Origin of the sequence: Streptomyces sp. NPDC049970 (assembly GCF_040660235.1) — a bacterium.
GTDB lineage: Bacteria > Actinomycetota > Actinomycetes > Streptomycetales > Streptomycetaceae > Streptomyces.
Genome location: NZ_JBFALP010000001.1, coordinates 546,593 through 571,279 on the forward strand (window position 1 = coordinate 546,593; position 24,687 = coordinate 571,279).

The 24,687-nt window shown below is 70.3% G+C and carries 21 protein-coding genes; 18 read left to right on the forward strand and 3 right to left on the reverse strand.

The window, feature by feature from the left end; genetic code table 11:
- The first annotated feature begins 292 nt into the window (after positions 1-292).
- The 16 genes from AB0I83_RS02360 to AB0I83_RS02435 all read left to right on the forward strand — a co-directional run bounded on the left by AB0I83_RS02360 (position 293) and on the right by AB0I83_RS02435 (position 16,684).
- The gene (locus tag AB0I83_RS02360) at positions 293-1,732 is read left to right on the forward strand and encodes a DUF6801 domain-containing protein (RefSeq protein ID WP_363303283.1); all 1,440 of its coding nucleotides are present in this window, start codon (positions 293-295) and stop codon (positions 1,730-1,732) included.
- A 68-nt stretch (positions 1,733-1,800) separates the two neighbouring features.
- Positions 1,801-2,754, forward strand: coding sequence for a hypothetical protein (locus AB0I83_RS02365; RefSeq protein WP_363303284.1), 954 nt, complete (start codon positions 1,801-1,803; stop codon positions 2,752-2,754).
- A 700-nt stretch (positions 2,755-3,454) separates the two neighbouring features.
- Positions 3,455-4,438, forward strand: coding sequence for an ATP-binding cassette domain-containing protein (locus tag AB0I83_RS02370; RefSeq protein ID WP_356530358.1), 984 nt, complete (start codon positions 3,455-3,457; stop codon positions 4,436-4,438).
- Positions 4,435-5,280 carry an ABC transporter permease gene (locus AB0I83_RS02375; protein WP_363303285.1) on the forward strand — a complete coding sequence of 282 codons (846 nt, stop codon included), beginning with the start codon at positions 4,435-4,437 and terminating at the stop codon, positions 5,278-5,280. Before AB0I83_RS02370 ends, AB0I83_RS02375 begins: the two co-directional genes overlap by 4 nt.
- A 3-nt stretch (positions 5,281-5,283) precedes the next feature.
- The gene (locus AB0I83_RS02380; protein WP_356530356.1) at positions 5,284-6,087 is read left to right on the forward strand and encodes an ABC transporter permease; all 804 of its coding nucleotides are present in this window, start codon (positions 5,284-5,286) and stop codon (positions 6,085-6,087) included.
- Positions 6,087-7,385 carry an MCE family protein gene (locus tag AB0I83_RS02385; protein WP_363303286.1) on the forward strand — a complete coding sequence of 433 codons (1,299 nt, stop codon included), beginning with the start codon at positions 6,087-6,089 and terminating at the stop codon, positions 7,383-7,385. Before AB0I83_RS02380 ends, AB0I83_RS02385 begins: the two co-directional genes overlap by 1 nt.
- On the forward strand, positions 7,382-8,413 hold the full coding sequence (locus AB0I83_RS02390) for an MCE family protein (protein ID WP_356530354.1): 1,032 nt from the start codon (positions 7,382-7,384) through the stop codon (positions 8,411-8,413). Before AB0I83_RS02385 ends, AB0I83_RS02390 begins: the two co-directional genes overlap by 4 nt.
- Positions 8,410-9,429 carry an MCE family protein gene (locus tag AB0I83_RS02395; protein ID WP_363303287.1) on the forward strand — a complete coding sequence of 340 codons (1,020 nt, stop codon included), beginning with the start codon at positions 8,410-8,412 and terminating at the stop codon, positions 9,427-9,429. The genes AB0I83_RS02390 and AB0I83_RS02395 overlap by 4 nt, the downstream gene beginning before the upstream one ends.
- A gap of 1 nt (position 9,430) precedes the next feature.
- Positions 9,431-10,558, forward strand: coding sequence for an MCE family protein (locus tag AB0I83_RS02400; RefSeq protein ID WP_356839879.1), 1,128 nt, complete (start codon positions 9,431-9,433; stop codon positions 10,556-10,558).
- Positions 10,555-11,709, forward strand: a complete 1,155-nt coding sequence (locus AB0I83_RS02405) for an MCE family protein (protein WP_363303288.1) — start codon at positions 10,555-10,557, stop codon at positions 11,707-11,709. The genes AB0I83_RS02400 and AB0I83_RS02405 overlap by 4 nt, the downstream gene beginning before the upstream one ends.
- On the forward strand, positions 11,709-12,944 hold the full coding sequence (locus tag AB0I83_RS02410; RefSeq protein WP_363303289.1) for an MlaD family protein: 1,236 nt from the start codon (positions 11,709-11,711) through the stop codon (positions 12,942-12,944). Before AB0I83_RS02405 ends, AB0I83_RS02410 begins: the two co-directional genes overlap by 1 nt.
- Positions 12,941-13,468 (forward strand): hypothetical protein, encoded by a 528-nt coding sequence (locus AB0I83_RS02415; protein WP_356530346.1) that lies wholly within the window; start codon positions 12,941-12,943, stop codon positions 13,466-13,468. Before AB0I83_RS02410 ends, AB0I83_RS02415 begins: the two co-directional genes overlap by 4 nt.
- Positions 13,465-14,070: a hypothetical protein gene (locus tag AB0I83_RS02420; protein ID WP_356530345.1), complete on the forward strand. Its 606-nt coding sequence runs from the start codon at positions 13,465-13,467 to the stop codon at positions 14,068-14,070. The genes AB0I83_RS02415 and AB0I83_RS02420 overlap by 4 nt, the downstream gene beginning before the upstream one ends.
- Positions 14,071-14,083: 13 nt before the next feature.
- Positions 14,084-14,614, forward strand: coding sequence for a nuclear transport factor 2 family protein (locus AB0I83_RS02425; RefSeq protein ID WP_356530343.1), 531 nt, complete (start codon positions 14,084-14,086; stop codon positions 14,612-14,614).
- Positions 14,615-14,642: 28 nt separating this feature from the next.
- Positions 14,643-15,437, forward strand: coding sequence for a hypothetical protein (locus AB0I83_RS02430; protein WP_363303290.1), 795 nt, complete (start codon positions 14,643-14,645; stop codon positions 15,435-15,437).
- A gap of 20 nt (positions 15,438-15,457) precedes the next feature.
- Positions 15,458-16,684 (forward strand): lytic transglycosylase domain-containing protein, encoded by a 1,227-nt coding sequence (locus AB0I83_RS02435; RefSeq protein WP_363303291.1) that lies wholly within the window; start codon positions 15,458-15,460, stop codon positions 16,682-16,684.
- A 4-nt stretch (positions 16,685-16,688) separates the two neighbouring features.
- Here AB0I83_RS02435 and AB0I83_RS02440 read toward each other — a convergent pair whose 3' ends face one another.
- The gene (locus tag AB0I83_RS02440; protein ID WP_356530338.1) at positions 16,689-17,750 is read right to left on the reverse strand and encodes an ATP-dependent DNA ligase; all 1,062 of its coding nucleotides are present in this window, start codon (positions 17,748-17,750) and stop codon (positions 16,689-16,691) included.
- 94 nt (positions 17,751-17,844) lie between these two features.
- On the opposite strand from AB0I83_RS02440, the gene ligD reads away from it, so the two are divergent.
- Entirely contained in the window at positions 17,845-18,855 is a 1,011-nt protein-coding gene (ligD, locus tag AB0I83_RS02445) for a non-homologous end-joining DNA ligase (RefSeq protein ID WP_363303439.1), read from the forward strand.
- Positions 18,852-19,922 carry an ABC transporter permease gene (locus AB0I83_RS02450; RefSeq protein ID WP_356530337.1) on the forward strand — a complete coding sequence of 357 codons (1,071 nt, stop codon included), beginning with the start codon at positions 18,852-18,854 and terminating at the stop codon, positions 19,920-19,922. Before ligD ends, AB0I83_RS02450 begins: the two co-directional genes overlap by 4 nt.
- A 16-nt stretch (positions 19,923-19,938) precedes the next feature.
- Here AB0I83_RS02450 and AB0I83_RS02455 read toward each other — a convergent pair whose 3' ends face one another.
- Positions 19,939-22,179 (reverse strand): family 16 glycoside hydrolase, encoded by a 2,241-nt coding sequence (locus AB0I83_RS02455; RefSeq protein WP_363303292.1) that lies wholly within the window; start codon positions 22,177-22,179, stop codon positions 19,939-19,941.
- Positions 22,176-24,671, reverse strand: a complete 2,496-nt coding sequence (locus tag AB0I83_RS02460) for a ThuA domain-containing protein (RefSeq protein ID WP_363303293.1) — start codon at positions 24,669-24,671, stop codon at positions 22,176-22,178. The genes AB0I83_RS02455 and AB0I83_RS02460 overlap by 4 nt, the downstream gene beginning before the upstream one ends.
- Between the last annotated feature and the right edge of the window lie 16 nt (positions 24,672-24,687).

A 24,687-nucleotide genomic window follows, 5' to 3' on the forward strand; every position in this document is an offset into this window, starting at 1 on the left:
GACGCCACCTATGCACCGGGACCCGCAACAACGACCCTGGGGTGCTCGGGCCTCATCGTCCTGGGGGACGAGTGGAAGTACGGCGCGACGTGCTCGGTGGCCACTCCGGTCGGTGGTACGACCGCGCCGAGCAACGTGTACACCCCCTGATCCGGCCCGCACGCATTCCGGGAACGTCGCGCACGTGCCGGAACGCGTCCGGCGGCGGACGTGCTCGAGTCCGAGGGGGACATCGTCAGTGAGGGGAAGTCGTATGGCAGGGGCACGGCGGCGCACGGCGCGAGGGGCAGCGGTGGCCACCGCTGTGCTGTTGGGCGGGATGATTCCCGGCGCCCAGGCGGCACCCGGCGTTCAGAAGATCGAGGCGGAGCTGGCGTACACCTGCGACTTCCCCGAGGGGCCGCAGCCCGTGGAGGCGGTCGTCACGGCGGAGATCCCCGGGTCGGCCCGGGCGGGAGAAGTGATCCAGCCCGAGGGCGTGTCCGTGGAACTGGCCTTTCCCGAGGCCGTACCGGCGGAGCTCGCCCGTGCCGGAGCGGCGACCGTCAGTGCCGAGGCGCGGCTCTCGGTCGGCGTGGCCCAGGAAGGCCGTGAGGCGCGGGCCGAGTGGAACCTGCGGACCGGGGAACCGGTGCCGCTGCCCGAGGCCGGCGGCCTCACTCTGACCACGTCGGGGAGCGTGCCCTACGTGAAACCCGGGGCCTCCGGCGAGTTGCACCTCGACGCGTCCGCCCTCTCGGTGGAACTGGCCCTGAAACAGGCCGGCGGCGCACCGGCCGAACCACCGGACACCACCGTGGAGTGCACGCCGGACGCGGAGCAGGAGACGGGCCTGGCTACGGTCGAGGTGAGCGGCGCGGACGGGGAAGGCGCATCGGAGCCCGCACCCTCCGAGACGTGGCCCGGCCAGGAGGAGGAGACACCGGGAGAAGCCGCGCCCGAGGTCGGTGTCGGAGCGCGGCCGAAGGCGTCGGCGGCCGACGTGCCCCCCTGCACCGGGGATCCGGAGGACGCCGCCAACATGGTCGCCTACGTGACCGGCTACGCCAACGTGACGAAGCTCGACGGAGCCACCAGGTTCCCCGTCGCGTGCGGGAACATCACCCAGGGAGCGCAGTGGCCCTCCATGGAGGACGGCGTCCTGCACTTCTACCAGTACTCGACGGTGGACCTGGAGTACCGGGGGAAGCCGCAGCTGCCGCCCGCCTCGGGAACGTTTCTGACCTTCGGGTTCATGCCGACCACCGCCACCCTGGAGATGACCCAGATCCCCACCGGAACCGACGCCGACGGGGTGCGTATCCCGAACATCGAGTCGGACCTGGCGATCCTGCCCACCTCGAGCCGGAACCGCACGACCATCACCCTGGACCTGATGCTCCGGCTCCGGGACGTCGAGGTCAACGGAGTGCCCCTCGACGTGGGGAGCAACTGCCGTACGAGCAAGCCGTTCAAGCTGACCCTGGAAGGCCTCGGAACGTGGGGGCCCGACGGTCTTGTCGGATACACCCTCGTCTCGGGCGGTGAACTGACCGGCTCGGTGACCATCCCGCCCTTCAGCGGGTGCGGGGCGACGGAGGACCTGGACGACATCTTCACCGCGTCGCTCTCCGGCGTGCCCAACTACGTCAAGCAGGTGCAGGGGGCGCCCTGCGCGTCCGCGAACGGTGCGGACCCGGCCTTCTGCACACCCGACTACCAGCCCGTGGACATACCCGAGGCCGCTCGCTGAGCCCCGAAGGCGTACCGAGAACCAACGCGCACAGCAATCCCCCGAGCCGCTACCGAATTGAGGGAACGATGAGACCTGTCTCGAAGACCTGGATCAAGGGCGCCGGCGCCGTCGCCGCGTCCGCCGCGCTGGTCATGCCGCTCAGCGCGACGCCCGCCGGTGCCGCGACGGCCGCCGCCCAGCTCAACGGCGCGTGGGCCCCGTTCGACCGGTGTCCGGTGGACGCCCCCGCCATGCTCGCGACGGACGGCGACACCGACGTCCCGCTCTGCGTGACGTCCACCTCTCCCAACGGGACGATCAAGCTGGGCAACACCACGGCGACGACCGGGTCGACGAACCTGCAGTTCGGTGTCATCCAGCACCCGGCCGAGGGGACCTACACCGTCGTCCCGCCGCCGGCCGGCTCCATCATCAGCGGGAAGACCACCATCCCCGGTGGGCTGCTGGGCATCATGTGCCCCAGCAACGTCCCCGTCATATCCGCCGTGTGCGGGCAGATCACCAACGCCACCCTCAACAAGGTGACCGCCACGGTCGAGTCCGCCGGTACGCCGACCGAGTTCAGCCTGGTCGCGGGCATATCCTCCGGGCCGATCGTCAAGCTGCCCGTGAAGATCCGTCTGGAGAACCCGCTGCTCGGCTCCAGTTGCTACATCGGGAGCAGCAGCAACCCCGTGATCCTGCGTCCCGGGAACCTCAGCGCTCCCACCATGGCCGCCTCCAGGTTCAACGGTGACGGCACGGCGAACCCGGACGAGGGCTCCCTCATCCAGATCGCCCTGTCCGGGGCCGCGCAGGGCGACAGCCAGTTCTCCGCGCCGAAGGCCGGCGGCTGCGGTCTCGGCGGCATCCTCAGCTGGGCGATCGACCTCAAGGTGGGACTGCCCGCCGCGGCCGGGTCGAACAACCTCGTCCTGAACGACGCCAAGACCTCCACGATCGGCCTCACGGCGCCGGGGCTCTCGGTGCCGAACGCCGGCAAGGAGCTCGCCCAGAACTGGCACTCCGCGGTGAAGTAGCCGAAAGGAAGGGCCGGCGGCGTCCGTTGTCACTTGGTGCGTGCCGCCGCGCCGTCCGCCTGGAGCCCGCCCCGACCGAAGGAAGCCTGGTCGGGGCGGGCTTCAGTGCGTCCGCACTGCCTTTCGACGCCGTCCTGGACCGACTGGGAATGCCTCACTTTTCGATAGGTTTCGCGCGCCGATTACTCATCCGGACACAAGAAAACAGGAGTCCGGAATTGCCTCGGAGAAAGTTCGTGAACCGCTATTGCGAACCAAGGTTACTCACCCGTAGCGTCCCGCTTGAGCAGCTCGGAGAAACGTCCGTACCTGCTCGTCCGACGTACGTGGATTCCTGGTCCCGCCCCTCCTGACCCGGGAATCCTCCGGGAGTCCATCCGATCCCGGACACTCCCGCCGGGGCGGGGAGCTCCCACCGCCGGGGTCTCGCGGCTCCGGCCTCCCGGACCGCCGGGACCCGGCGGGCAGGGAGCGCTTGCGCAGATGACGACAAACCCCCGACAGGGTTTTGTCATTCGGTGACAAGTGGTCGGACCGAAGATCGAAGTCCGACGATTTCCGCTGCTCAACGGCTTGTCCTGGCGGTTTCGGCGGACATAACGTGCGCCCCCTGGTGCATGTGTGACAAGCCGTCGTTGCATGGACCGGAGCCGGAGCGCTGACAGATGACGTCGTCCACCACCACCTCGAGGGAGGGCCGATGGGAATCGAAGTAGTCGTCGAAGGCCTGACGAAGTCCTTCGGCAAGCAGAACATCTGGCAGGACGTCAGCCTCACGCTGCCGGCCGGTGAGGTGAGTGTCATGCTCGGTCCTTCCGGAACCGGGAAGACCGTGTTCCTGAAATCCATCATCGGACTGCTGAAGCCGGAAAAGGGCCGCGTCCTCATCAACGGCGTCGACATGGTCAACAGCCCCGAACGGGAGATCATGGAGACCCGGAAACTGTTCGGGCTCATGTTCCAGGACGGCGCCCTCTTCGGTTCCATGTCGCTCTTCGACAACATCGCCTTCCCCTTGCGTGAACACACCCGCAAGAAGGAGTCCGAGATCCGGCGCATCGTCATGGAGCGGATCGACGTCGTCGGTCTGCTCGGAGCCGAGGGAAAGCTGCCCGGCGAGATATCCGGCGGAATGCGCAAGCGGGCCGGTCTGGCCCGCGCGCTGGTCCTGGACCCGCAGATCATCCTCTGCGACGAGCCGGACTCCGGGCTGGACCCGGTTCGTACCGCCTACCTCTCGCAGCTGCTCATCGACCTCAACGCGCAGATCGACGCGACGATGCTCATCGTCACCCACAACCTCGACATCGCGGCCACGGTCCCGGACAACATGGGCATGCTCTTCTGCCGCAACCTCGTCACCTTCGGGCCGCGCGAGGTCCTGCTCACCAGCGACACACCCGTGGTCGCACAGTTCCTCTCGGGACGGCGCGAGGGCCCGATCGGCATGTCCGAGGAGAAGGACGCGGCCACCCTCGCGGCGGAGCAGACCAACGGCCACGGACACACCGCGGCCCCCCGCACGGTCGTACCGCAGCTGGAACCCTCTCCCGGAATGCCCGTACGGCAGGCCGCGCTGCGCCGCCGGGAACGGGTGATCTCCATGATGGGCCAGCTGCCCGAAGCCGCCCGTACGGCCATCATGAACAGCTACACCCCCACCTTGGACGGTGGACGCCGATGACGGCACCACCGCCCCTTCGGCCCGCCGAACCGGCCACCGGGAAGGCCGGAGACCCGTCCCGGCCGAGGCCTCCCTCGCGGCTCCTCGCGCCGCTGCGCCAGACCGGCCAGCTGTTCGCGCTCGCCCTGGCGGTCGCCCGGGCGGTCTTCCGCCGGCCCTTCCAGCTGAGGGAGTTCATCGAGCAGTTCTGGTTCGTCGCCAGTGTCACCATCCTGCCGGCGGCCCTCGTCTCCATCCCGTTCGGAGCGGTGATCGCCCTCCAGGTCGGCTCGCTCACCGAACAGCTGGGCGCCCAGTCCTTCACCGGCGGTGCCAGCGTCCTCGCGGTCATCCAGCAGGCCAGCCCGCTGATCGTGGCGCTCCTCATCGCCGGGGCCGCCGGCTCCGCGATCTGCGCCGACCTCGGCTCCCGCAAGATCCGCGAGGAGCTCGACGCGATGGAGGTCATGGGCGTCTCGCCCATCCAGCGCCTCGTCGTCCCGAGGGTGCTGGCCACCATGCTGGTGGCGGTCCTGCTGAACGGTCTGGTCTCCGTCGTCGGCACCCTCGGCGGCTACTTCTTCAACGTGATCATGCAGGACGGTACCCCCGGCGCGTACCTCGCCAGCTTCTCCGCCCTGGCCCAGCTGCCCGATCTCTACGTCGGCGAGCTCAAGGCCCTGATCTTCGGCTTCATCGCGGGCATCGTGGCCGCCTACCGGGGACTGAACCCGCGCGGCGGCCCCAAGGGCGTCGGTGACGCGGTCAACCAGTCCGTGGTCATCACCTTCATGCTCCTGTTCCTCGTGAACATGATCCTGACGGCGATCTACCTGCAGATCGTCCCCCCGAAGGGGGGCTGACCGATGTCGATGCTCGGCTGGCTCGACCGCTCGGGAGACCAACTCACCTTCTACGTCAAGGCGCTCGTCTGGATCCCCCGGACCCTGCGCCGCTACCTCAAGGAGGTGCAGCGGCTGCTCGCCGAGGTCGCCTTCGGCAGCGGCGGTCTCGGGGTCGTCGGCGGAACCATCGGCGTGATGATCGCGATGACCCTCGCCACCGGATCGGTCGTCGGCCTCCAGGGGTACGCGGCCCTCGACCAGATCGGCACGTCCGCCTTCACCGGCTTCATCTCCGCCTACTTCAACACCCGCGAGATCGCCCCGCTCGTGGCCGGCCTCGCCCTCTCCGCGACCGTCGGCGCGGGCTTCACCGCCCAGCTCGGGGCGATGCGGATCAACGAGGAGGTCGACGCACTCGAAGCGATGGGCGTCCGCTCCATGCCCTACCTCGTCACCACGCGGATCATCGCGGGGGTCGTCGCCATCATCCCGCTGTACGCGATCGGCCTGCTCTCCTCCTACCTGGCGTCCCGCTACATCACCGTCCTGTTCAACGGGCAGTCGGCGGGCACCTACGACCACTACTTCAATCTCTTCCTCTCCCCGGACGACGTGCTGCTGTCGGTGCTGAAGGTGCTGATCTTCAGCGTGCTGGTGATCCTCGCCCACTGCTACTACGGCTTCCACGCCACTGGCGGTCCCGCCGGCGTCGGCGTCGCCGTGGGCAGGTCGGTGCGCAACGCCATCGTGCTCATCAGCGTCACCGACTTCTTCCTCTCGCTCGCCATCTGGGGTGCGACGACAACGGTGAAGGTGGCCGGCTGATGAGTTCCTCCACGGCGCAGACCGTGCGCCGCAGACTCGCGGGTGTGGCCTTCGTACTCGTGCCCGCCGTGCTCGTATGGGTCTCGGTGTCGGTCTACGAGAAGGACTTCACGGACGACGCCACCGTGACCGTACGCACCGGCAGCGTCGGCAACGAGATGCACGACAACGCCGACGTGAAGCTGCGCGGTGTCGTCGTCGGCGAGGTGCGCCACATCGCCACCGACGGCGAGGGCGCCCGCCTGACCCTCGCCATCGAGCCCGGCAGGCTCGGCCGGATACCCGCCGACGTCACCGCCCAGATGCTCCCCACGACCCTCTTCGGCGAGCGGTTCGTCGCCCTGGTGCCGCCCGCCGTCCCGTCGGCGCGGGCCCTGAGGGCGGGGGCGGTGATCCCGCAGGACCGCTCCAGCAACGCGATCGAGCTGGAAGAGGTACTCGACAACGTGCTGCCGATGCTGACCGCCGTCAAGCCCGAGAAGCTCGCCGCCACCCTCAACGCCGTGTCCCAGGCGCTCGAAGGGCGGGGCGAGAAGCTCGGCGACACCCTGGTCACCCTCGACGCCCACCTGAAGGAGTTCAACCCGCAACTCCCCACCCTCAACGCGGACATCAAGGAACTCGTCAAGGTGAGCACGCTGTACGCCGACGCGGCCCCCGACGTGCTGGACGCGCTGACCGACTTCACGACCACCAGCGGCACCATCGCCGAACAGCAGGCGGAGCTCGCCGACCTGTACGGCTCCACCACCGCGTCCGCGCAGGACGTGACGTCCTTCCTCCGCAAGAACAAGGACAACCTCATCCGCCTCTCCGCCGCGGGCAGGCCCACGCTGGAACTCCTCGCGGAGTACTCCGACGCCTTCCCCTGCACCCTGCGCACGATGGCCGGCTTCGTACCCGCCATGGACAAGGCGCTCGGCAAGGGAACCGACAGACCGGGGCTGCACGTCACGCTCAGGCCCGTCGAGTCCAAGGGCAAGTACGTCGCCGGCAGGGACACCCCGGTCTACGGCGCCACCGGCGGCCCGCACTGCTACTCGGTGCCGTACACCGGCAAGGCCGTCCCGACGGCCGACGTCCGGACCGTGTCCGTCCCCGGCACCGGGGCCGCCGGGGAGACCCGGGAACCCGAGGCCGCCGACACCGCACTCGGCATGCCCAACTCCCCCGAGGAGAGCCGGCTCGTCAACGAACTGGTCGCACCCTCGCTGAAGGTCCAGCCGCAGAGCCTGCCCGACTGGAGCGGCGTGCTCATCGGGCCGGCCTTCCGCGGTGCGGAGGTGAAGCTCAAGTGAAGCGCCGCTCCCTCACGGGACCCCTCGTCAAATCGATCGTCTTCGTCGTGGTGACCGCCCTGGCGACCACCGTCCTGGGGCTGTCCATCGCCAACACGGGCGTAGGCGACACGACGTCGTACAGGGCTAGGTTCACCGACGCCACCGGACTCGTCGTCGGCGACAGCGTCCGTATCGCGGGTGTCAAGGTCGGGCAGGTGGAGTCCATCGAGGTCGCCGACAGGCGGCTGGCCGAGGTCGGCTTCGCCGTGCGCAAGGGCCGCACGCTGCCCGCCTCGGTCACCGCTTCGATCAAGTACCTCAACATGGTCGGCCAGCGCTACATCGACCTCGGCCAGGGAGCCGGTCCGGTCGGCGAGAGCTTCAGGTCGGGAGCGACCATCCCGCTCTCGCGCACCACACCGGCCCTGGACCTCACGCAGCTCTTCAACGGCTTCCAGCCGCTCTTCGAGGGACTGTCGCCACCGGACGTCAACCAGCTCGCCGGCTCGATCGTCCAGGTCCTCCAAGGCGAGGGCGGCACCGTGGACAGCATCCTCTCCCACGTCGGATCACTGACCGGCACCGTCGCGGCCAAGGACGAGGTGATCGGCGAGGTGATCAAGAACCTCAACACGGTCCTGAAGACCGTCAACGACCGGGAGGCAGGCTTCGACGACCTCGTCGTCACCCTGCAGAAGCTGGTCACCGGCTTCTCCGGCGACCGCAAACCGCTGGGCGAGGCGGTCACGGCGATGGGCGCGCTGACCACCGTCACCGCGGGCCTCCTCCAGGACGGACGGAAGCCCCTCAAGGAGGACATCGCCCAGCTCGGCCGCCTCAGCGGGCAGCTCGACAAGAACTCGCCCCAGATCGAGAGCTTCCTGCGGAAGACCCCGGCCAAGATGGCGGCGATCACCCGCCTCACCTCCTACGGGTCATGGCTCAACCTCTACCTCTGCGAAGCGAAGGTCAGCGGCGTGACGACCGAGGACGGCAGTGCCCCGCCCACCGGCATCACGATCGGCCAACCGAGGTGCCAGGCATGAGAATCAAGCCCGTACGGGAACGCAACCCCGTCGCCGTCAGCATCGTCGGACTCCTCGTCCTGGCGCTCGTGGGCCTCGCCGCCTACCGTGCCGACGCGCTGCCCTTCATCGGCGGCGGAACCACCTACAGCGCCGACTTCACCGAATCCGCCGGCCTCGACGAGGGAGACGAGGTGCGCGTCGCAGGGGTGAAGGTCGGCCAGGTCACCGGGGTCTCGCTCGACGGCGCCAAGGTCAAGGTCGACTTCAAGGTCAAGGACGCCTGGATCGGCAACTCCTCCACCGTGGGCATCGCCATCAAGACGCTCCTCGGCGACAAGTACCTGGCGGTCGACCCGCTGGGCAACGCCCCGCAGGACCCGGACTCCCGCATCACCGCGAGCCGCACCACGTCCCCGTACGACGTCACCCAGGCGTTCAACGGCCTCGGTGAGACCATCGACGAGATCGACACGGCGCAGCTCGCCCGGAGCTTCGAGACGATCTCCGACACCTTCAAGGACTCCCCGCCGGACGTGCGCAGCGCCGCGAACGGGCTGTCCGCGCTGTCCAGGACCGTCTCCGAGCGGGACGCCCAGCTCGCCACCCTCCTCAAGGGCAGCAAACAGCTGACCAAGACGCTCGCCGGCAAGAAGAGCAGCTTCGAGACGCTGCTGGAGGACGGCAACCTGCTCCTCGGCGAGATCCAGGCCCGCCGCGACTCCATCCACCTGCTGCTCACCGGTACGCGAAATCTCGGGACCCAGCTCAGCGGGCTCGTCGCGGACAACGACAAGCAGCTGAAACCCACCCTGGACTCGCTCGGCCGGGTCACCGCCGTGCTGGTGAAGAACCGCAAGAGCCTCGACAAGGTGCTCTCGCTGGCCGGCTCCTACAACCGCCTGGTCGGCAACGCCCTCGGCAACGGCCGCTGGTTCGACAACTACGTCTGCGGTGTCGTCCCGAAGAGCTATCTGCCCGCGGGCACGCCCCCGGCCAACGGGGGCTGCATGCCGCCGAAACAGGGAGGGAGCTGACATGAGACGCACACGCGTCATCGGGATCGCCGCCGGACTCGCCGTCGTCGCCGTGGCCGCCACCTCCGGTGTGATGGCCATGGACGACCAGGGGAAGACGACCATCACCGCATACTTCGACCAGGCCACCGGCGTGTACGCCGGTTCCGACCTGCGGATCCTCGGAGTGAGGGTCGGCACCGTCGAGTCCGTCGAACCGCACGGCGAGGAGGTCAGGGTCACCCTGCGGCTCGACAAGGGAGTCAAGGTCCCCAAGGAGGCGCACGCCGTCGTCGTGGCCCCCAGCCTGGTCGCCGACCGGTACGTGCAGTTGGCACCCGCCTACAGCGGGGGAGCGAGGCTGGAGGACGACGCCGTACTGCCGGCCGCGGACAACGCCACACCCATCGAGGTCGACCAGCTGTACGAGTCGATCACCGAACTCTCCACGGCGCTCGGCCCGGACGGAGCGAACACCGACGGGGCGCTCGCCGGACTCCTCGACACCGGCGCGAAGAACCTGGACGGCAACGGAAAGGCCATCGGGGACAGCATCGAGCAGTTCGGCAAGGCGACGAAGACCCTCGACAAGAGCAGCGGCAACCTCTTCGACACCCTGTCCTACCTGCAGACCTTCACCACGATGCTGAAGGACAACGACGGCAACGTGCGCTCGGCCGAACAGCAGCTGAACTCCGTCACCGGCTTCCTCGCCGACGACAAGGAGAACCTCGGCGCCGCACTCAAGGAACTGGGCAAGGCACTCGGCCAGGTCAAGGGCTTCATCCAGAGGAACCGCGGCGCCCTCAAGGAGAACGTCGACCTCCTCGTGCCCCTCACCCAGACCCTGGTCGACCAGCGCGCCTCGATCGCGGAGTCCCTCGACACGCTGCCCCTCGCCGCCGGCAACGTACTGAACGCCTACGACCCGGCCAACCGCACCCTCAACGGGCGCACCAACCTCAACGAGCTGTCGATGGGCGGCCCGCTCACCGAACCCGGAGCCGGGTCCACCGGTCTCACCGGGCTGGCCCCGGTGGACCCCGCCCGGCAGAAGGTGCTGCCCGCGCTGCCGCTGCCCGCCGTCGGCACCGTCTACGGCACCCCGGACAGAGCCGGGACGCAGGAGAAGAAGGAGGCGACCCGATGAGCCGCGCCCCACGCAGACCCGGCAACCGCACGCTCGCGGGACTGGGCGCCCTGGTCGCCGCCGGCGTCGGCTTCACCCTCGTGGCCACGAGCATGGGACTGCCGTCACTCGGAGGGATCGACCAGGTGCCGCTGCCGGGCGGCGCGGATCTGGGCGACCACCCGTACGAGATCACCGCCGAGTTCGGCGACGTGCTCAGCCTCGCCCCGCAGTCGTCCGTCAAGGTCAACGACGTCGCCGTCGGACGCGTCACCAGGATCTCGCTCACCCCCGGGGGCTGGACCGCGAGGGTCACCATGCGCGTCAACGGGAAGATCGACCTGCCCGCCAACGCGTACGCCCACCTCGAACAGTCCAGCCTGCTCGGCGAGAAGTTCGTCCAGCTCTCGCCGCCGGAAGCCGGCACCGCCCAGGGCGCACTCGCGGACGGCGACCGGATCCCGCTCGCCCGCACCAACCGCAACCCGGAGGTCGAAGAGGTCTTCGGCGCCCTGTCGATGCTCCTCAACGGCGGCGGGGTCAGCCAGCTCAAGACCATCACCACCGAGCTCAACAAGGCACTCGCCGGACAGGAACCCCAGATCCGCTCGACGCTCGACCGCGTCGACACACTCGTCACGAACCTGGACGACCACAAGGAGGACATCACCCAGGCACTCGACGGCGTCAACCGCCTGTCCGCCACACTCGCCACCCGCAAACAGGACGTCGGCACGGTCCTCACCGGGCTCAGCCCCGGCCTGAAGGTCCTGGAGAAGCAGCGCGGATCGCTCCTCACCATGCTGCGCTCCCTCGACTCGCTGTCCACGGTCGCCGTCGACACGATCAACAAGAGCAAGGCGGACATGATCGCCGACCTCAAGGCCATCGCCCCCACGCTCACCGCGCTCGCCGACTCGGGCGACGACCTCCCCGACTCCCTCCAGGTGCTGCTCACCTACCCGTTCACTGACGAGGTGCTCCGCGGCGTCAAGGGCGACTACCTCAACGTGTACCTCGACGTGACCGCCCTGCCCGGCACCCAGATCATCCCGGCGCTCACCCCGGCCACCACACCGCCCGCGGCGTCCGGCACCCGGAAGGGAACCGGCGCGGCGCTGCCGTTGCCGCTCCCCTCGATCACGACACCGGGAACGGAGAGCACCCGCTGATGATCACCCCTGCCATCCGCCTCAAGAACGTGGCGTTCCTCGTCATCGCCGTACTCGTCCTCGGCTACCTCGGCGCGCGGTACGCCGACCTCGGCCACTACGTGGGGTTGCGCGGCTACTACACCGTCACGGTCCAACTCCCTCAGACAGGCGGCCTGTACACCCACTCCGACGTCAGCTACCGGGGCGTCTCGGTCGGCAGGGTCGGCCCCATCGAGCTCACCGACGACGGGGTCGAGGCCGAACTGCGCATCGAGAACGACGCCCCTCCCATCCCGGACAGCCTCCGGGCCGTCGTCGCCAACCTGTCGGCGGTCGGCGAGCAGTACATCGACCTGCGGCCCACCCGCTCGGACGGTCCGTTCCTCGGCAACGGCTCGGTCATCGACCAGGCCGACACGACCATCCCCGCACCCGTCACCAACGTCCTCACCAGCGTCAACGATCTGACGGCCTCCGTCGACACCGAGGCCCTGCGCACGGTCGTCGACGAATTCGGCGCCGCCTTCAACGGGCGCGGCGACGACCTCCAGGTGCTGCTGGACACCAGCGGCGAGTTCGTCGACGCGGCCGACGAGGCCCTGCCCACCACCACGAGACTGATGGCCGACGGCGAGACCGTGCTGCGCACCCAGGCCGAACAGGGCCAGGCGCTCAAGGGGTTCGCCTCTGGAGCGAAGGAACTCGCCGCCGAACTCAAGGGATCCGACACCGACCTGCGCCGGCTCATCGCCGCGGCACCCGGCGCCACCGAACAGATCAGCGGACTGCTGCGCGACCTCGACCCCGAGTTCGGGGTGGTCGTCGCCAACCTCCTCACCACCTCCGAGGTCGCCGTCACCCGGCAGCGCGGACTGGAGGAACTCCTGGTGAAGGTGCCCGCGGTGGTGGCGGCAGGGTCGAGCGCCATCGACGGGGAGGGGGCCAGGTTCGGGATGTCCGTGACCTTCTTCGAACCGCTGCCCTGTACCTCCGGATACGGCGGCACCACCTACCGGGAGGGCATCGACCTCTCGCCCGCCCCCGCCGTCAACACCAAGGCCCGCTGCGCGTCGGGGCCCGGCAGCGGGATCAACGTCCGCGGCAGTGCGAACGCCCCGAAGGGCGGCCCCGTGCCGGAGCCGGCCGAGCCCGGCTCCTCCCTCCCCGGGGCCCTCGGGGCCACGGGTACGGGTGGCACCACGCACCCGGCGGACGGCATGGCCGGACTCCTGGGACTGGGGGACGGGGCATGAGCGACCGCACCCGCACGGGATCCGGACTCGGCTGGGCCGCGCTGCTCGCCGCCGCGCTGGTCTGCGCGCTCGGCGCGTGGTCGTACGCCCAGGCGCGGGGCGACGACACCCTGGCGTACGCGAAGAGCCGGGACGCCGCCCTCGCCGACGGTGAACGGCACCTCGCCAGGCTGACCAGCATGGACGGCAAGAACGCCGCCGGTGTGGAGTCCGGGCTCACGGCCTGGCTCGCCGCCTCCACCGGACCGCTGCACGACCGGCTGGAAAGCACCCGGAGGAAGGACGCGGGCGAGCTCACCGAGTCCGGTGCCACCGCGCGCGGCAAGGTCACCGACGCGGCGCTCACGGCACTCGACGAACGGGCCGGCACCGCGGCGCTCATCGCGACCGTCGACGTCCAGGTCACGCCCCGCACCGGCAAGGGCGGCACCGAGCGCAAACGCTTCGAGGCGACGCTCGCCAGGACCGGACAGGGCTGGAAGGTCAAGGCACTTGAGGCACTACCGGTGGGGGGCGGCTCATGAGGCGGAGCACGGCGGAGACGACGACCCCGCCCGAACCCGCCGCGGTGACGGACCCCGAACCCGCCGTCGGGACGGACCCGGAGCCGGCCCGCCCGGCGGGCCGCGGGCGATGGCCAGGAGTTCTCGCCGCGGTCCTCGCCCTCGCCCTGCTGGGGACGGGCGGAACACTGTTCGTCCAGGGGCGCCAGCTCCGCGACACCCCGGCCACCTCCAACCACGCACTGACGGACACCGCCGCGACCACCCGGGTCGTCGGCGATGTGAGCAGCGCGCTGGGCAAGGTCTTCTCGTACAGCCCGCAGGCCACCGGCGCCACCAAGGAGTCGGCCGGGCAACTGCTCGGCGGCCGGGCGCTGAAGCAGTACGCGTCGCTGTTCGGCCAGGTCGAGAAGCAGGCGGCGGACCAGAAACTGACGCTCACCACCCAGGTCGTACGCGCCGGGGTCACCCGGCTCGGCGGCAGCAGCGCCCACCTGCTCGTGTTCCTCGACCAGGTCTACGAGCGCGAGGGGAAGGCGGCCACCACGGCGGCGGCCCAGCTGTCCGTGACCGCCGAACTGCGGAACGGGCACTGGCGGATCGTCGACATCACGTCCAGGTAGGGGAGAGACACCGATGGTACGGGTACGGACGACGAGCAATCCGGTGGTGGCGGCGGCGATCGTGCTGACGATCGCGGCCGCAGCCATCGCGGGCTGGGGCGGCTGGTCCCGCTACGAAGCCGGCCACGACGACTCGGCGGCCTACGCGCAGGCCCGCGACGACGCCCTTGCGGCGGGCGAGCAGGCCGTGCAGAACATGAACACGCTGGACCACGCGGAACTCGGCGAAGGGCTCGACAGCTGGGAGGACTCCACCACCGGTGATCTGCACAAGCAACTCGTCGACGGGCGCGACGCGTTCGTCGAGCAGATCGAGGCGGCGAAGACCGTCAGCACCGCGAAGATCCTGTCCGGAGCCGTGACGGAGCTGGACGCCCGCGCGGGCAGGGCCGGGGTGATGGTGGCGCTCCGGGTCACCGTGACCGCGCCCGAGGGCAAGCCCGCGGTCAAGGAGAGCCGCATGCTCGGGCAGCTCACCCGCACCCCCGAGGGCTGGAAACTCAGCGCCCTGGGCCAGGCGCCCGTCGGCAACACGGCCGGCTGACCCGCCCATTCCGAGAGGACCTCCGTACATGTCGACGACCCGACACCTCGTGAACCGGCGCCGCCGTCTGGCAGTTGCCGCCTCGACCGCCGCGCCTCCACGCACCACCGCGCCCCCGGCCGACGGACCGGCCCGCGACGGGACCGGGCAGGAGCGCCCCGGCGCCGCCCAGGAACCCACGCCCCAGGACGGGACCGCCCCGGACACGGCCCCCCGGGGTGAGGACGCCGCAGAGGCCGGCTCCCCGGACGGCGACGCCGCCGAGGAGAGGCCCGCAGGGGACGAACCTCCGCGCGGGCGGCTGCCACGCCTCCGGGTCAGGCTGCCCGCGGTCCTCTGCGCCGCGACCGTACTCCTCGGCGCCTTCGCGGCCTGGGCCTTCACCTCGGCCGGTGACCTGCGCGACGAACCCGCCCGGCAGAACACGGCCCTCACCGACATCAGCCGGACCAGCGAGGTCAAGGGCCGGATCACCGAGGCGGTCGGCGCGGTCTTCTCCTACGACTACGCCGCGCCCGAGAAGTCGGACCGCGCGGCCGGTACGTATCTCGTCGGAAGGGCGGTCCAGCAGCACAGGGACATGCTCGCCGAGGTACGGGCCCAGGCGCCGAAGCAGAAGCTCGTGCTCACCACGACCGTCACCGAGAGCGGGGTCGAACTGCTCGACGGGGACCGGGCCCGGCTGCTCGTCTTCGCCGACCAGAGCAACACCCGTACCGGCAAGGAGGAGGAGACGACCTACGCGGCGGCCATGTTCGCCGTGGACGCCGTCCGCCGGGACGGCACCTGGCGCATCTCGGCCATCGACACGTTCACCCAGTGACCCGGGGGAGAGGAGCACGCGTGAGGTTCAACGGAAAGATGCGCCGCGGACTCGGCGGTACGGCCACCGCGGTCGCCGCCATGGCGGCGCTCACGGCATCCCAGGCGCCCGGACTCGCCGCGGGCGCGGACGGCGCGAAGCCGGCTGCCGCGGCCGACGACGTCGTCTGGACCGAGGTGCCGAACGACGACAGCTACCACACCGAGCTGCCGCCCCTGAAGTCACCGGAACCGCCGAAGGCCGGGCAGAAGCCCGCCGACCCGGCCGCCGCGCGGTCCTTCGCGGAAGCGGGCATCCCCGCCACCGTCCTCGCCGCCTACCGGAACGCGCAGCGCTCGATCGCCCGCACCGATCCCGGCTGCCACCTCCCGTGGCAGCTGCTCGCGGCGATCGGCAAGGTGGAGTCGGGCCACGCGAGCGGCGGGCGGGTCGACTCCGCCGGTACGACGCTCACGCCGATACTCGGCCCCGTCCTCGACGGCGCGGGCTTCGCCCACATCCCCGACACCGACGGCGGCGCCTACGACGGCGACACGAGGTACGACCGCGCGGTCGGCCCGATGCAGTTCATCCCCTCCACCTGGGCGCACTGGGGCAGGGACGGGAACGGCGACGGACGCAAGGACCCCGGCAACGTCGTCGACGCGTCCCTCGCGGCCGGCCACTACCTCTGCGCCGGGACGCGGAACCTGTCCCTGCGAGCGGATCTGGACCGGGCGGTCCTCAGCTACAACCACTCGGACACCTATCTGCGCACGGTCCTGTCCTGGCTGGAGTTCTACCGCAAGGGCGTCCACCAGGTGACCGACGGCAAGGGCGTGATCCCGGGGAGCCCCGGCGCGGGAGGGCGCCACGCACCCAAGACCCCGGTCGGCGGCCCCGGCAGCCCCGGCAAGGGCGGAGGCGGCATCGTCGTCGGCCCGCAGCCGAGCGGCTCGCCGAGTCCCTCCACCTCTCCCACCCCCACCCCGTCGGACTCCCCGAGTCCCGGCGATTCTTCCGGCCCCACCGATCCGGGTCCCGGCCCGACCGGCGGCAGCGGCCCCACGGACTCCCCGACGCCGGACCCCACCACCTCGCCCGATCCGACGACCACGCCCGACCCGACCACGTCACCCGACCCGGACCCCGGCACCACACCTCCCGAGTGCCCCACGGACACGGCGGACCCCGACCCCTCGCCCAGCGCCCCGCCCACGGACGGCGCCACTGACGGCCCCTGCGCCACCCCGACCCCGAGCCCCTGACGGGTCACCCCCGCCGAAGCACCTCGGACAGGTCGTACCGCACCACTTCCTCCAACTGCTCGTAGGAGCAGTCGGCGGCGGTGCGGTCCGGCCGCCACCGCCGGAACTGCGTGGTGTGGCGGAACCTGTCACCCTCCATGTGGTCGTACGCCACCTCGCAGACCCGCTCCGGGCTGAGAGCCACCCAGGACAGGTCCTTCCTGCCCGACCACCTGCTCGGCGCGCCCGGCAGCCGCGAACCCTCGTGCGCCGTCGCGTCCGCCCAGGCGGACCAGGGGTGTTCGGCGGGTTCGACGCGCAACGGATCCAGCTCCTCCAGGAGTTCGGCGCGCCGCTTCATCGAGAAGGCCGCGCACACCCCGACGTGCTGGAGCGCGCCCCCGGAGTCGTACAGGCCGAGCAGGAGCGAGCCGACCACCGGGCCGCTCTTGTGGAAGCGGTAGCCCGCCACGACGCAGTCGGCGGTCCGCTCGTGCTTGATCTTGAACATGACCCGCGCGTCCGGCTTGTACGGCAGGTCGAGCGGCTTGGCCACCACCCCGTCCAGCCCCGCGCCCTCGTAGCGCTCGAACCACTCCTGGGCGAGCGAGGCGTCCGTGGTCGCCGGGGCCAGGTGAACCGGCGCCGAGGCACCCTCCAAGGCCCTCTCCAGGACGGTGCGTCGTTCGGTCTGCGGGGCGGTGAGGAGGGACGTGCCGTCCAGCGCGAGGACGTCGAAGGCGACGAGACTCGCAGGATTCCGCTCGGCCAGCATCCGCACCCGGGAATCGGCCGGGTGGATGCGCTCGCTCAGCCGGTCGAAGTCCAGACGCCCCTCGTGCGGCAGGACGATCTCGCCGTCGATCACGCAGCGCGGCGGCAGATTCTCCCGCACGGCGGCGACCACCTCGGGGAAGTAGCGGGTGAGCGGCTTCCCGGTCCGGCTGCCGATCACCACCTCGTCGCCGTCCCGGTGCACGATCGCGCGGAAGCCGTCCCACTTCGCCTCGTACTGCATCCCCGGGGGGATCCTGGAGACGGACTTGGCGAGCATCGGCTTCACAGGAGGCATCACCGGCAGGTCCATGGCCCGATCCTCTCCCGGCGTGCGGGGCACGTCTTCCGATATGCGCCATATGTGGGCCCGGCCTACGGTGTCCGACATGGGAGCAGGAGCAGCGGTGGAGCTGGACGTGGGCGGACGGGCCGTACGGCTGTCCAACCCTGACAAGGTGTACTTCCCGGAGAAGGGCTACACCAAGAGGGACGTGGCCGACTACTTCCGGGCCGTGGGGCCCGGCATCCTCCGCGCCCTGCGCGAGCGGCCGACCACACTGCAGCGCTTCGTCGACGGGGTCGAGGGCGACTTCTTCTACCAGAAGCGCGCCCCCAAGAACCTGCCCGACTGGACCCCCACCGCCCGGATCGAGTTCCCCAGCGGCCGGCACGCCGACGAGATGTGCCCGACCGAGCTCGGCGCCGTCCTCTGGGCGGCCAACCTCGGCACCCTGACCTTCCACCCCTGGCCGGTGCGCAGGGCCGACACCGACCACCCGGACGAGCTCCGCATCGACCTCGACCCCCAGCCCGGCACCGACTACGCCGACGCGGTCAGGGCGGCCCACGAACTGCGCTCGGTCCTGGACGACCACGGCCTGCGCGGCTGGCCCAAGACCTCCGGCGGGCGCGGCATCCACGTCTTCGCCCCGATCGTCCCGGAGTGGACCTTCACACAGGTCAGACGGTCCGCCATCGCGGTGGGGCGGGAACTGGAACGCCGGATGCCGGACCGGGTCACCACGGCGTGGTGGAAGGAGGAACGGGGCGAGCGGATCTTCGTCGACTACAACCAGACGGCCCGCGACCGCACCATCGCCTCCGCCTACTCGGTACGCCCCTTCCCGCACGCTCCCGTCTCCGCACCCCTGCGCTGGGAGGAGATCGACGACGCCGAACCCCGCGACTTCGACCTCCGCACCATGCCCCTCCGCTACGCCGAGGTGGGCGATCTGCACGCGGAGATGGACGACCACGCCTTCCGGCTCGACCAGCTGCTGGAGCTGGCCGCACGGGACGAACGCGAGCACGAGCTCGGGGACCTGCCCTATCCGCCGGAGTACCCGAAGATGCCGGGCGAGCCGAAGCGGGTGCAGCCCAGCCGCGCCCGGCACGACGACGGCGACACCGTATGACCTCCGGTGCCGACGGCGAGCACGGGGCGCACGGAAGGCCGCCCACCCGGCGGGAGAAGTGGGAGACGTACAAGAGGTCGCCGTACTTCCCCGCGGTGGTCCTGGTCCTGATCGTGTCGGCCGCGGCGGGCCTCTTCGCGGGTTCGTACACCTACGCCATGGCCAATCCGACGCCGCACCGGATCCCTGCCGCGGTGCTCGACGGTCCCAGGGCGCCCCACGCCGCCGAGTTCGTCAAGGGGATGGAGAGCGCGCTCGACGCCTCCCTCGAACTCCACAGGTACCCGGACGGCGCACAGGCCCGCGCGGCGCTGGACGAGCAGAAGATCTTCGTGATCCTGCGGAGCACGGGGAACGGCGTCCTGATGCAGGTCGCGGGCGCCTCGGGCGCCACCGTCGCGCAGCTGCTGGCCGAGACCGGCGTGAAGGTGGCCGACACCATCGGGGTCCCGCTCACGGTGACCGACGTCAAGCCGCTCCAGCGGGGCGACCCGCGGGGTCTCGCCCTCTTCTACATCTCGCTCGCCGCCGTCATCATGGGATTCCTCGGCGCGATCCAGCTCAGTGTGCACGCCCGGGAGCTGATCCCGCTGGAGCGGATCCTGTTCACCGTCGTGTACGCCCTGCTCGGAGGGTTCGCCATCGCGGCGGTCGTGGACTGGGGGCTCGGCGCGCTCGACCTGCCCTTCGCGCAGTCCTGGCTGATCCTGGCCTTCACCATGTTCACGTCCGGCATGGTCTTCACCATGTTCAACACCATCATGGGGCGCTGGGCGATGATCCCCACCTGGGGTGTCATGGTGCTGCTCGGCAACCCGTCGTCCGGCGGCGCGGTGTCCTGGCCGCTGCTGCCCTCGCTCCTCGGGCACGTCGGCCGCTGGCTCCCGCCGGGCGCCTCGGTCAACGCGCAGCACACGGCGGTCTACTACCAGGGCCACCAGTACGTCTTCCCGTACCTCGTCATGGCCGCCTGGGCGCTGGTCTCCTGCACGGTCTTCTGGGTGTGGCGCCACCGGCACCCCGGAGGCCGCGACCACATGCCCGAGCACGCGGCCACGGCCTCCTGAGCGTGTCCGGCCCCTCCTACAGCTCCTTGACGCGGATGTCGCGGTACGAGATCACGTCTGTGGTGCTGTGGACCTGGATTCCGATGTAGCCGGAGGCGTACCGGCGGCCGTCGGTGCCCGGGTCGTCGCCCCGCGGCGGCTCGAAGAGCTGACCGCCGTCGTTGTCGAACTCGTTCAGCAGGACACCGTTGCGGTAGACCGAGTAGTGCTGGTCCACCACCCGGATCTCGTAGTCGTTCCAGGTGCCCTTGGGGGTGACCCCGGCTCCGCCGAGACCCACCCGGTCGAATCCGTATACGGAACCGGTCTTGTACATGTCGCCGCCGGGTCCGTCGAAGGCCTGGATCTCATGGCCGTACTTGATGGCGGCCCACTCCGGGCGGGGCTCCTCCGGGTGGTCGTGGACGTTCGGGAAGCGGACGAAGACCCCGCCGTTGGCGTTGCCGGCGCCGGGGGCGTCATCCCGCCACTGGAGCTTCAGCGAGAAGTCCCCGTACTGCCGGGCCGGGAACCACAGCATCCCCATGCCCTCCACGGTGGTGGAGCTGGTGATCGAGCCGTCCTCCGTGTTCAGCCCGAACTTGCCGCCGCCGACGTGCTCCCACTTCGCGAGGGAGGCCGCCGTGCCGTCGAAGAGCTTGCGGTAGCCCTCGTCCTGCCCCGGCCTGCCGATGCCGGACTCCTTGGCGGCCCTGTAGATCTTCTTGTGCTCACGGGCGTCGACGACCCCGTCGGTGAGCAGCTTGTCCAGGACCTTGTCGACGTGCTTGAGGAACAGCGCGTGCGAGGACCAGTCCTTCTCGTCCTCGATCAGCTCGTTGATCGTGCAGCGGTTGCCGGTGAGCCGGTTGGGGACACCCGTGTCCACCGTGCCGACGATGACCGTGAGGCGTTCGTCGAACTCGGGGCAGTTGGGTGCCGGGACTCCGCCGCTCTCCGCGACGGTGAACGAGGACTGCTCGGCCTCCGAGGTGTTGCCGGCCTTGTCCGTCGCCCGGTGGGCGAACGTGTGGCGGCCGACGCGGTCGACGATGACGGGTGCGGAGTAGGCCAGGTACGGGCCGCCGTCGAGGGAGTACTCGACCTTGTCCACGCCCGAGTCGGCGTCGGTCGCGGTGACCGTCGCCCTGGCGCTGGTGATGAACGCGCCGTCCGAGTTCTTGTCGCCGGTCACCGCCACGGAGGTCACCGGCGGTGTCCTGTCCTGCGAAGGCGGCTCGACGACGGTGAAGTCGACGGACTTCTCGGCCGCAGCGTTGCCTGCCTTGTCGGTGGCGCGGTAGCGGACGGTGTGCGTCCCCACCTCGTGCACCATCACGGGTGCGGTGTACGGCTGCCAGGCGCCGTCGGCCCCGACCGCGTACTCGATGGTGTTGACGCCCGAACCGGTGTCGGACGCGGTCACGGTGACCGTGGCCATGCCGAGGTAGGCGCCCGAGTCGTCCCTCTCACCCGACACGGTCGCCGAGGTCTCCGGCGGGGTCTCGTCGTCCGTCGGAGGCGCGGCCACCGCGAAGTCGACGGACTTCTCGGCCGCCGCGTTGCCTGCCTTGTCCGTGGCGCGGTAGCGGACGGAGTGCGTCCCCACCTCGTCCACCACGACGGGTGCGGTGTACGGCTGCCAGGCGCCGTCGGCCCCGACCGCGTACTCGACGGTCCCGACACCCGAACCGGTGTCGGTGGCCGCCACAGTGACGGTGGCCTGGCCGATGTAGGCACCGTCGGCGTTCTTGTCACCGTCCACGGTCGCCGAGGTCTCGGGAGCGGTGGTGTCGTCGCCACCGCCGCCGTCCTCGGTCACCGTGAGGATGCCCTGCATCGAGCCGTGGCCGGGAATCGTGCAGTGGTAGAAGTACCGGCCGGGCGTGAGGGTGACGTCGACGCTGTGCTTGCCGCCCTCGCTGTCACTGGGGTTGGCGAGGATGTTGACCGCGACGTCGTCGTTGAACTCCGGGTCGGAGACGCTGAACGTCAGCGTGTGCGGCATCCCCGAGGTGTTGCCGGTGGCCGCGCTGTTCTCGAAGACGATGGTCGCGGCACCGGCCACCGCGGTCTTGGGCGCGCTCAGGTAGTGGTCGATGGGGTCGCCGGCGGTCCAGTTCAGGACCTGGTCGGCCGCGGCCGTCGCCCGGCCGTCGTCCTGTCCGTACGCGGCCGTCGAGGACAGCCCGAGGACCATCAGGAACGAGCCGAGCAGGGCGAGCCACCAGCGGGCGGGCCCGTACCGCCTCCGAGCGAGGAGCGAGGGGTGTCTCACTGCGCTGCCGCCTTCCTGGCCAGGTCTGCGGCGGCCGGGGTCGGACCGCCGCCCTTGTACGTCACGCGCCACAGCGCGGACTTGGTGTCGGAGGTGAAGAAGCCGCGCCCGTAGTCCAGTACGTAGAGCGAACCGTCCGGGGCGAACTTCCAGTCCATGAGGTTGCGGATGCCGTCCGCGCCGACCGGGATGATCTTCTTCAGGGACTCGGCGTGGGTGGGCAGACCGCCCTTGCCGACGGTCTTCGGATCGGTCAGCACGGCGTGGCGCGGCTGGGTGTCGTCGTAGAAGTCACCGACGAACCACTTGCCGTCCCAGTACGAGGGCCACTTGGCCTCGCTCGTGCTCGCCGCGTCGTAGCGGTAGACCGGACCGTTCATCGTGGCCTGGCCGCCGCCCTTGAGCCAGGGCAGGAGCTCCTTCTGGTCCTCCACCTTGTAGCTCGGGACGCCGTCGGCGTCGCGCGGGTAGTCGACGCCGCCGCCCTGGGGGGAGTACCAGATGGTGTTCGACGTGATCGGCGGCAGCTTGACCAGGCCGTCGTTGTTCGGCGACTCGTTCCTCGGCGCGTCGCAGTCGTACCAGTCGAGCGGCTTGGACGGGTCGGGCAGGTTGCGGTCCCGGTAGGGCTGCTTGTTGCCCATGCAGTAGGGCCAGCCGTGGTTGCCGGCCCGGGTGATCGCGGCGAACGTGTCGTACTTCGCGGGCCCCCAGGTCGTGCTGGGAGCGCCGGCGTCGGGGCCGACCCAGCCCGCGTACAGCGTGTCGGTCGACTTGTCGATGGAGATGCGCGCCGGGTTGCGGACCCCCATCACGTAGATCTCGCCGCGGGTCTTTCCGCCGCCCTCGTCCGGCTCCCTGCCGGTGAAGAGGTTGCCCCCGGGCAGGGTGTACGTGCCGTCGTCCTCGGGGTGGATCCGCAGGATCTTGCCGTTGAGGTTGTTGGTGTTGCCCGCGGTGCGGCGGGCGTCGGCGAACGACACGCCCTTGTAGTTCGGCTCCGGGTTGTTGCCCGAGTAACCGTCGCTGAAGCCGGAGGAGTTGTTGTCACCCGTGGCGATGTAGAGGTTGTTCTTCGAGTCCCATGCCATGCCGCCGCCCGCGTGGCAGCAGCTGTGGATCTGGACCGGCCAGTGCAGCAGCACCTTCTCTGACGCCAGGTCCAGCTTGCTCGTGGCGTGGTCGAAGGTGAAGCGCGAGACCTGACGCACCGCCATCTGCTTGTCGCGGTCGATCTTCGCGTGCGGTGTGTAGTGCAGATACACCCAGCCGTTTGTGGCGAAGTCCGGGTCCAGCTCGATACCGAGCAGTCCCTCCTCGACCTTGACCAGCTCGTCGCCGCCGCCCTTGTTGCCGAAGACGCTCAGCTTGCCGGCGAGAGTGACCTTCTTGGTCGAGGGGTCGTAGACGTGGATCTCGCCCTCGCCCTTGCCCACATCGGGGTTCTTCCAGTCGGTGACCACCGGCACGCTGCTGTCCGCGCCGCCGCGCCCGATGTAGAAGACCCGGCCGTCCTTCGCGGTGACCAGGCCGTGGGGCTCACCGATCTGGTCGTTCTTGCCGGGCTGGTTGGGTTGGGTGAGGCGCTCGGCCGTGTAGTTGGAGTCGATCGTGGCCTTGCAGTCGGCCTGCGAGACGCGGCTCGTCCAGGCCAGCGCACCGCGCAGGTGGTCCCGGAAGTCGGTCTCGGCGAAGCTCGCGGCCGTACCGCCCATGGCGGTGTAGAAGGACCGGCCGCCGTCGTAGTCGCGGCACCAGGAGACCGGGTGGTCCCAGCCGTTGGCGCTCTTGCCCGGGGTGTAGGTGAGCTCGCGGACCCGGGCCACGGTGTGGACGTCGCCGGACGGATTGTCCTTCCAGTTCAGCCACTTGTCCGGACGCTTCCACTCCAGCGGGAGGTTCTTCGTCGCCGGGTGCTGCCGGTCGCCGATCTCCACGGTCGCACGCTGGACCGCCGTCGGGCTGTCGGCGGCCGGGCGGGCGCCCACGAGACCGGTGAACCAGTCGGAGTACGGCTCGGTGCGCGCCGCGTCGTGGATGCCGAGGAAGCCGCCGCCGGCCTCCATGTACGCCTCCAGGCCCGCCTCCTGCTCCGGGTCCAGCACGTCACCGCCGCCGGTCAGGAAGACGACCGCGTTGAACCTGCCGAGCTTCTTGCCGTTGGTGAAGACCCCGGCGTCGTCGGTGGCGACGGTCTTGAAGCGCCCGGCCTCCGGGCCGCTGAGCCCGATCTTCTCGACGGCCGCGATCCCCGCGTCCACGGTCGGCGACTCCTCGCCCGCCGAGGCGTGGAACACCAGCACCCTCACGTCTGCCCCGCCCGGTGGCGAGGGAAGGGACAACGTTGTCGCCACCCGTTCCCCGAGCCCCGGATCGGGATAGGGGCTCGCGGCGGCGTTCCCGCCCAGCAGGGACGCGGTCAAGGCCCCGACCCCTACGGCCGCCGCGATGCCGCGGCGCGATCTGGACCTGCGATGTGGTGTGCGCTGCATGTGGTCACCCACCCTC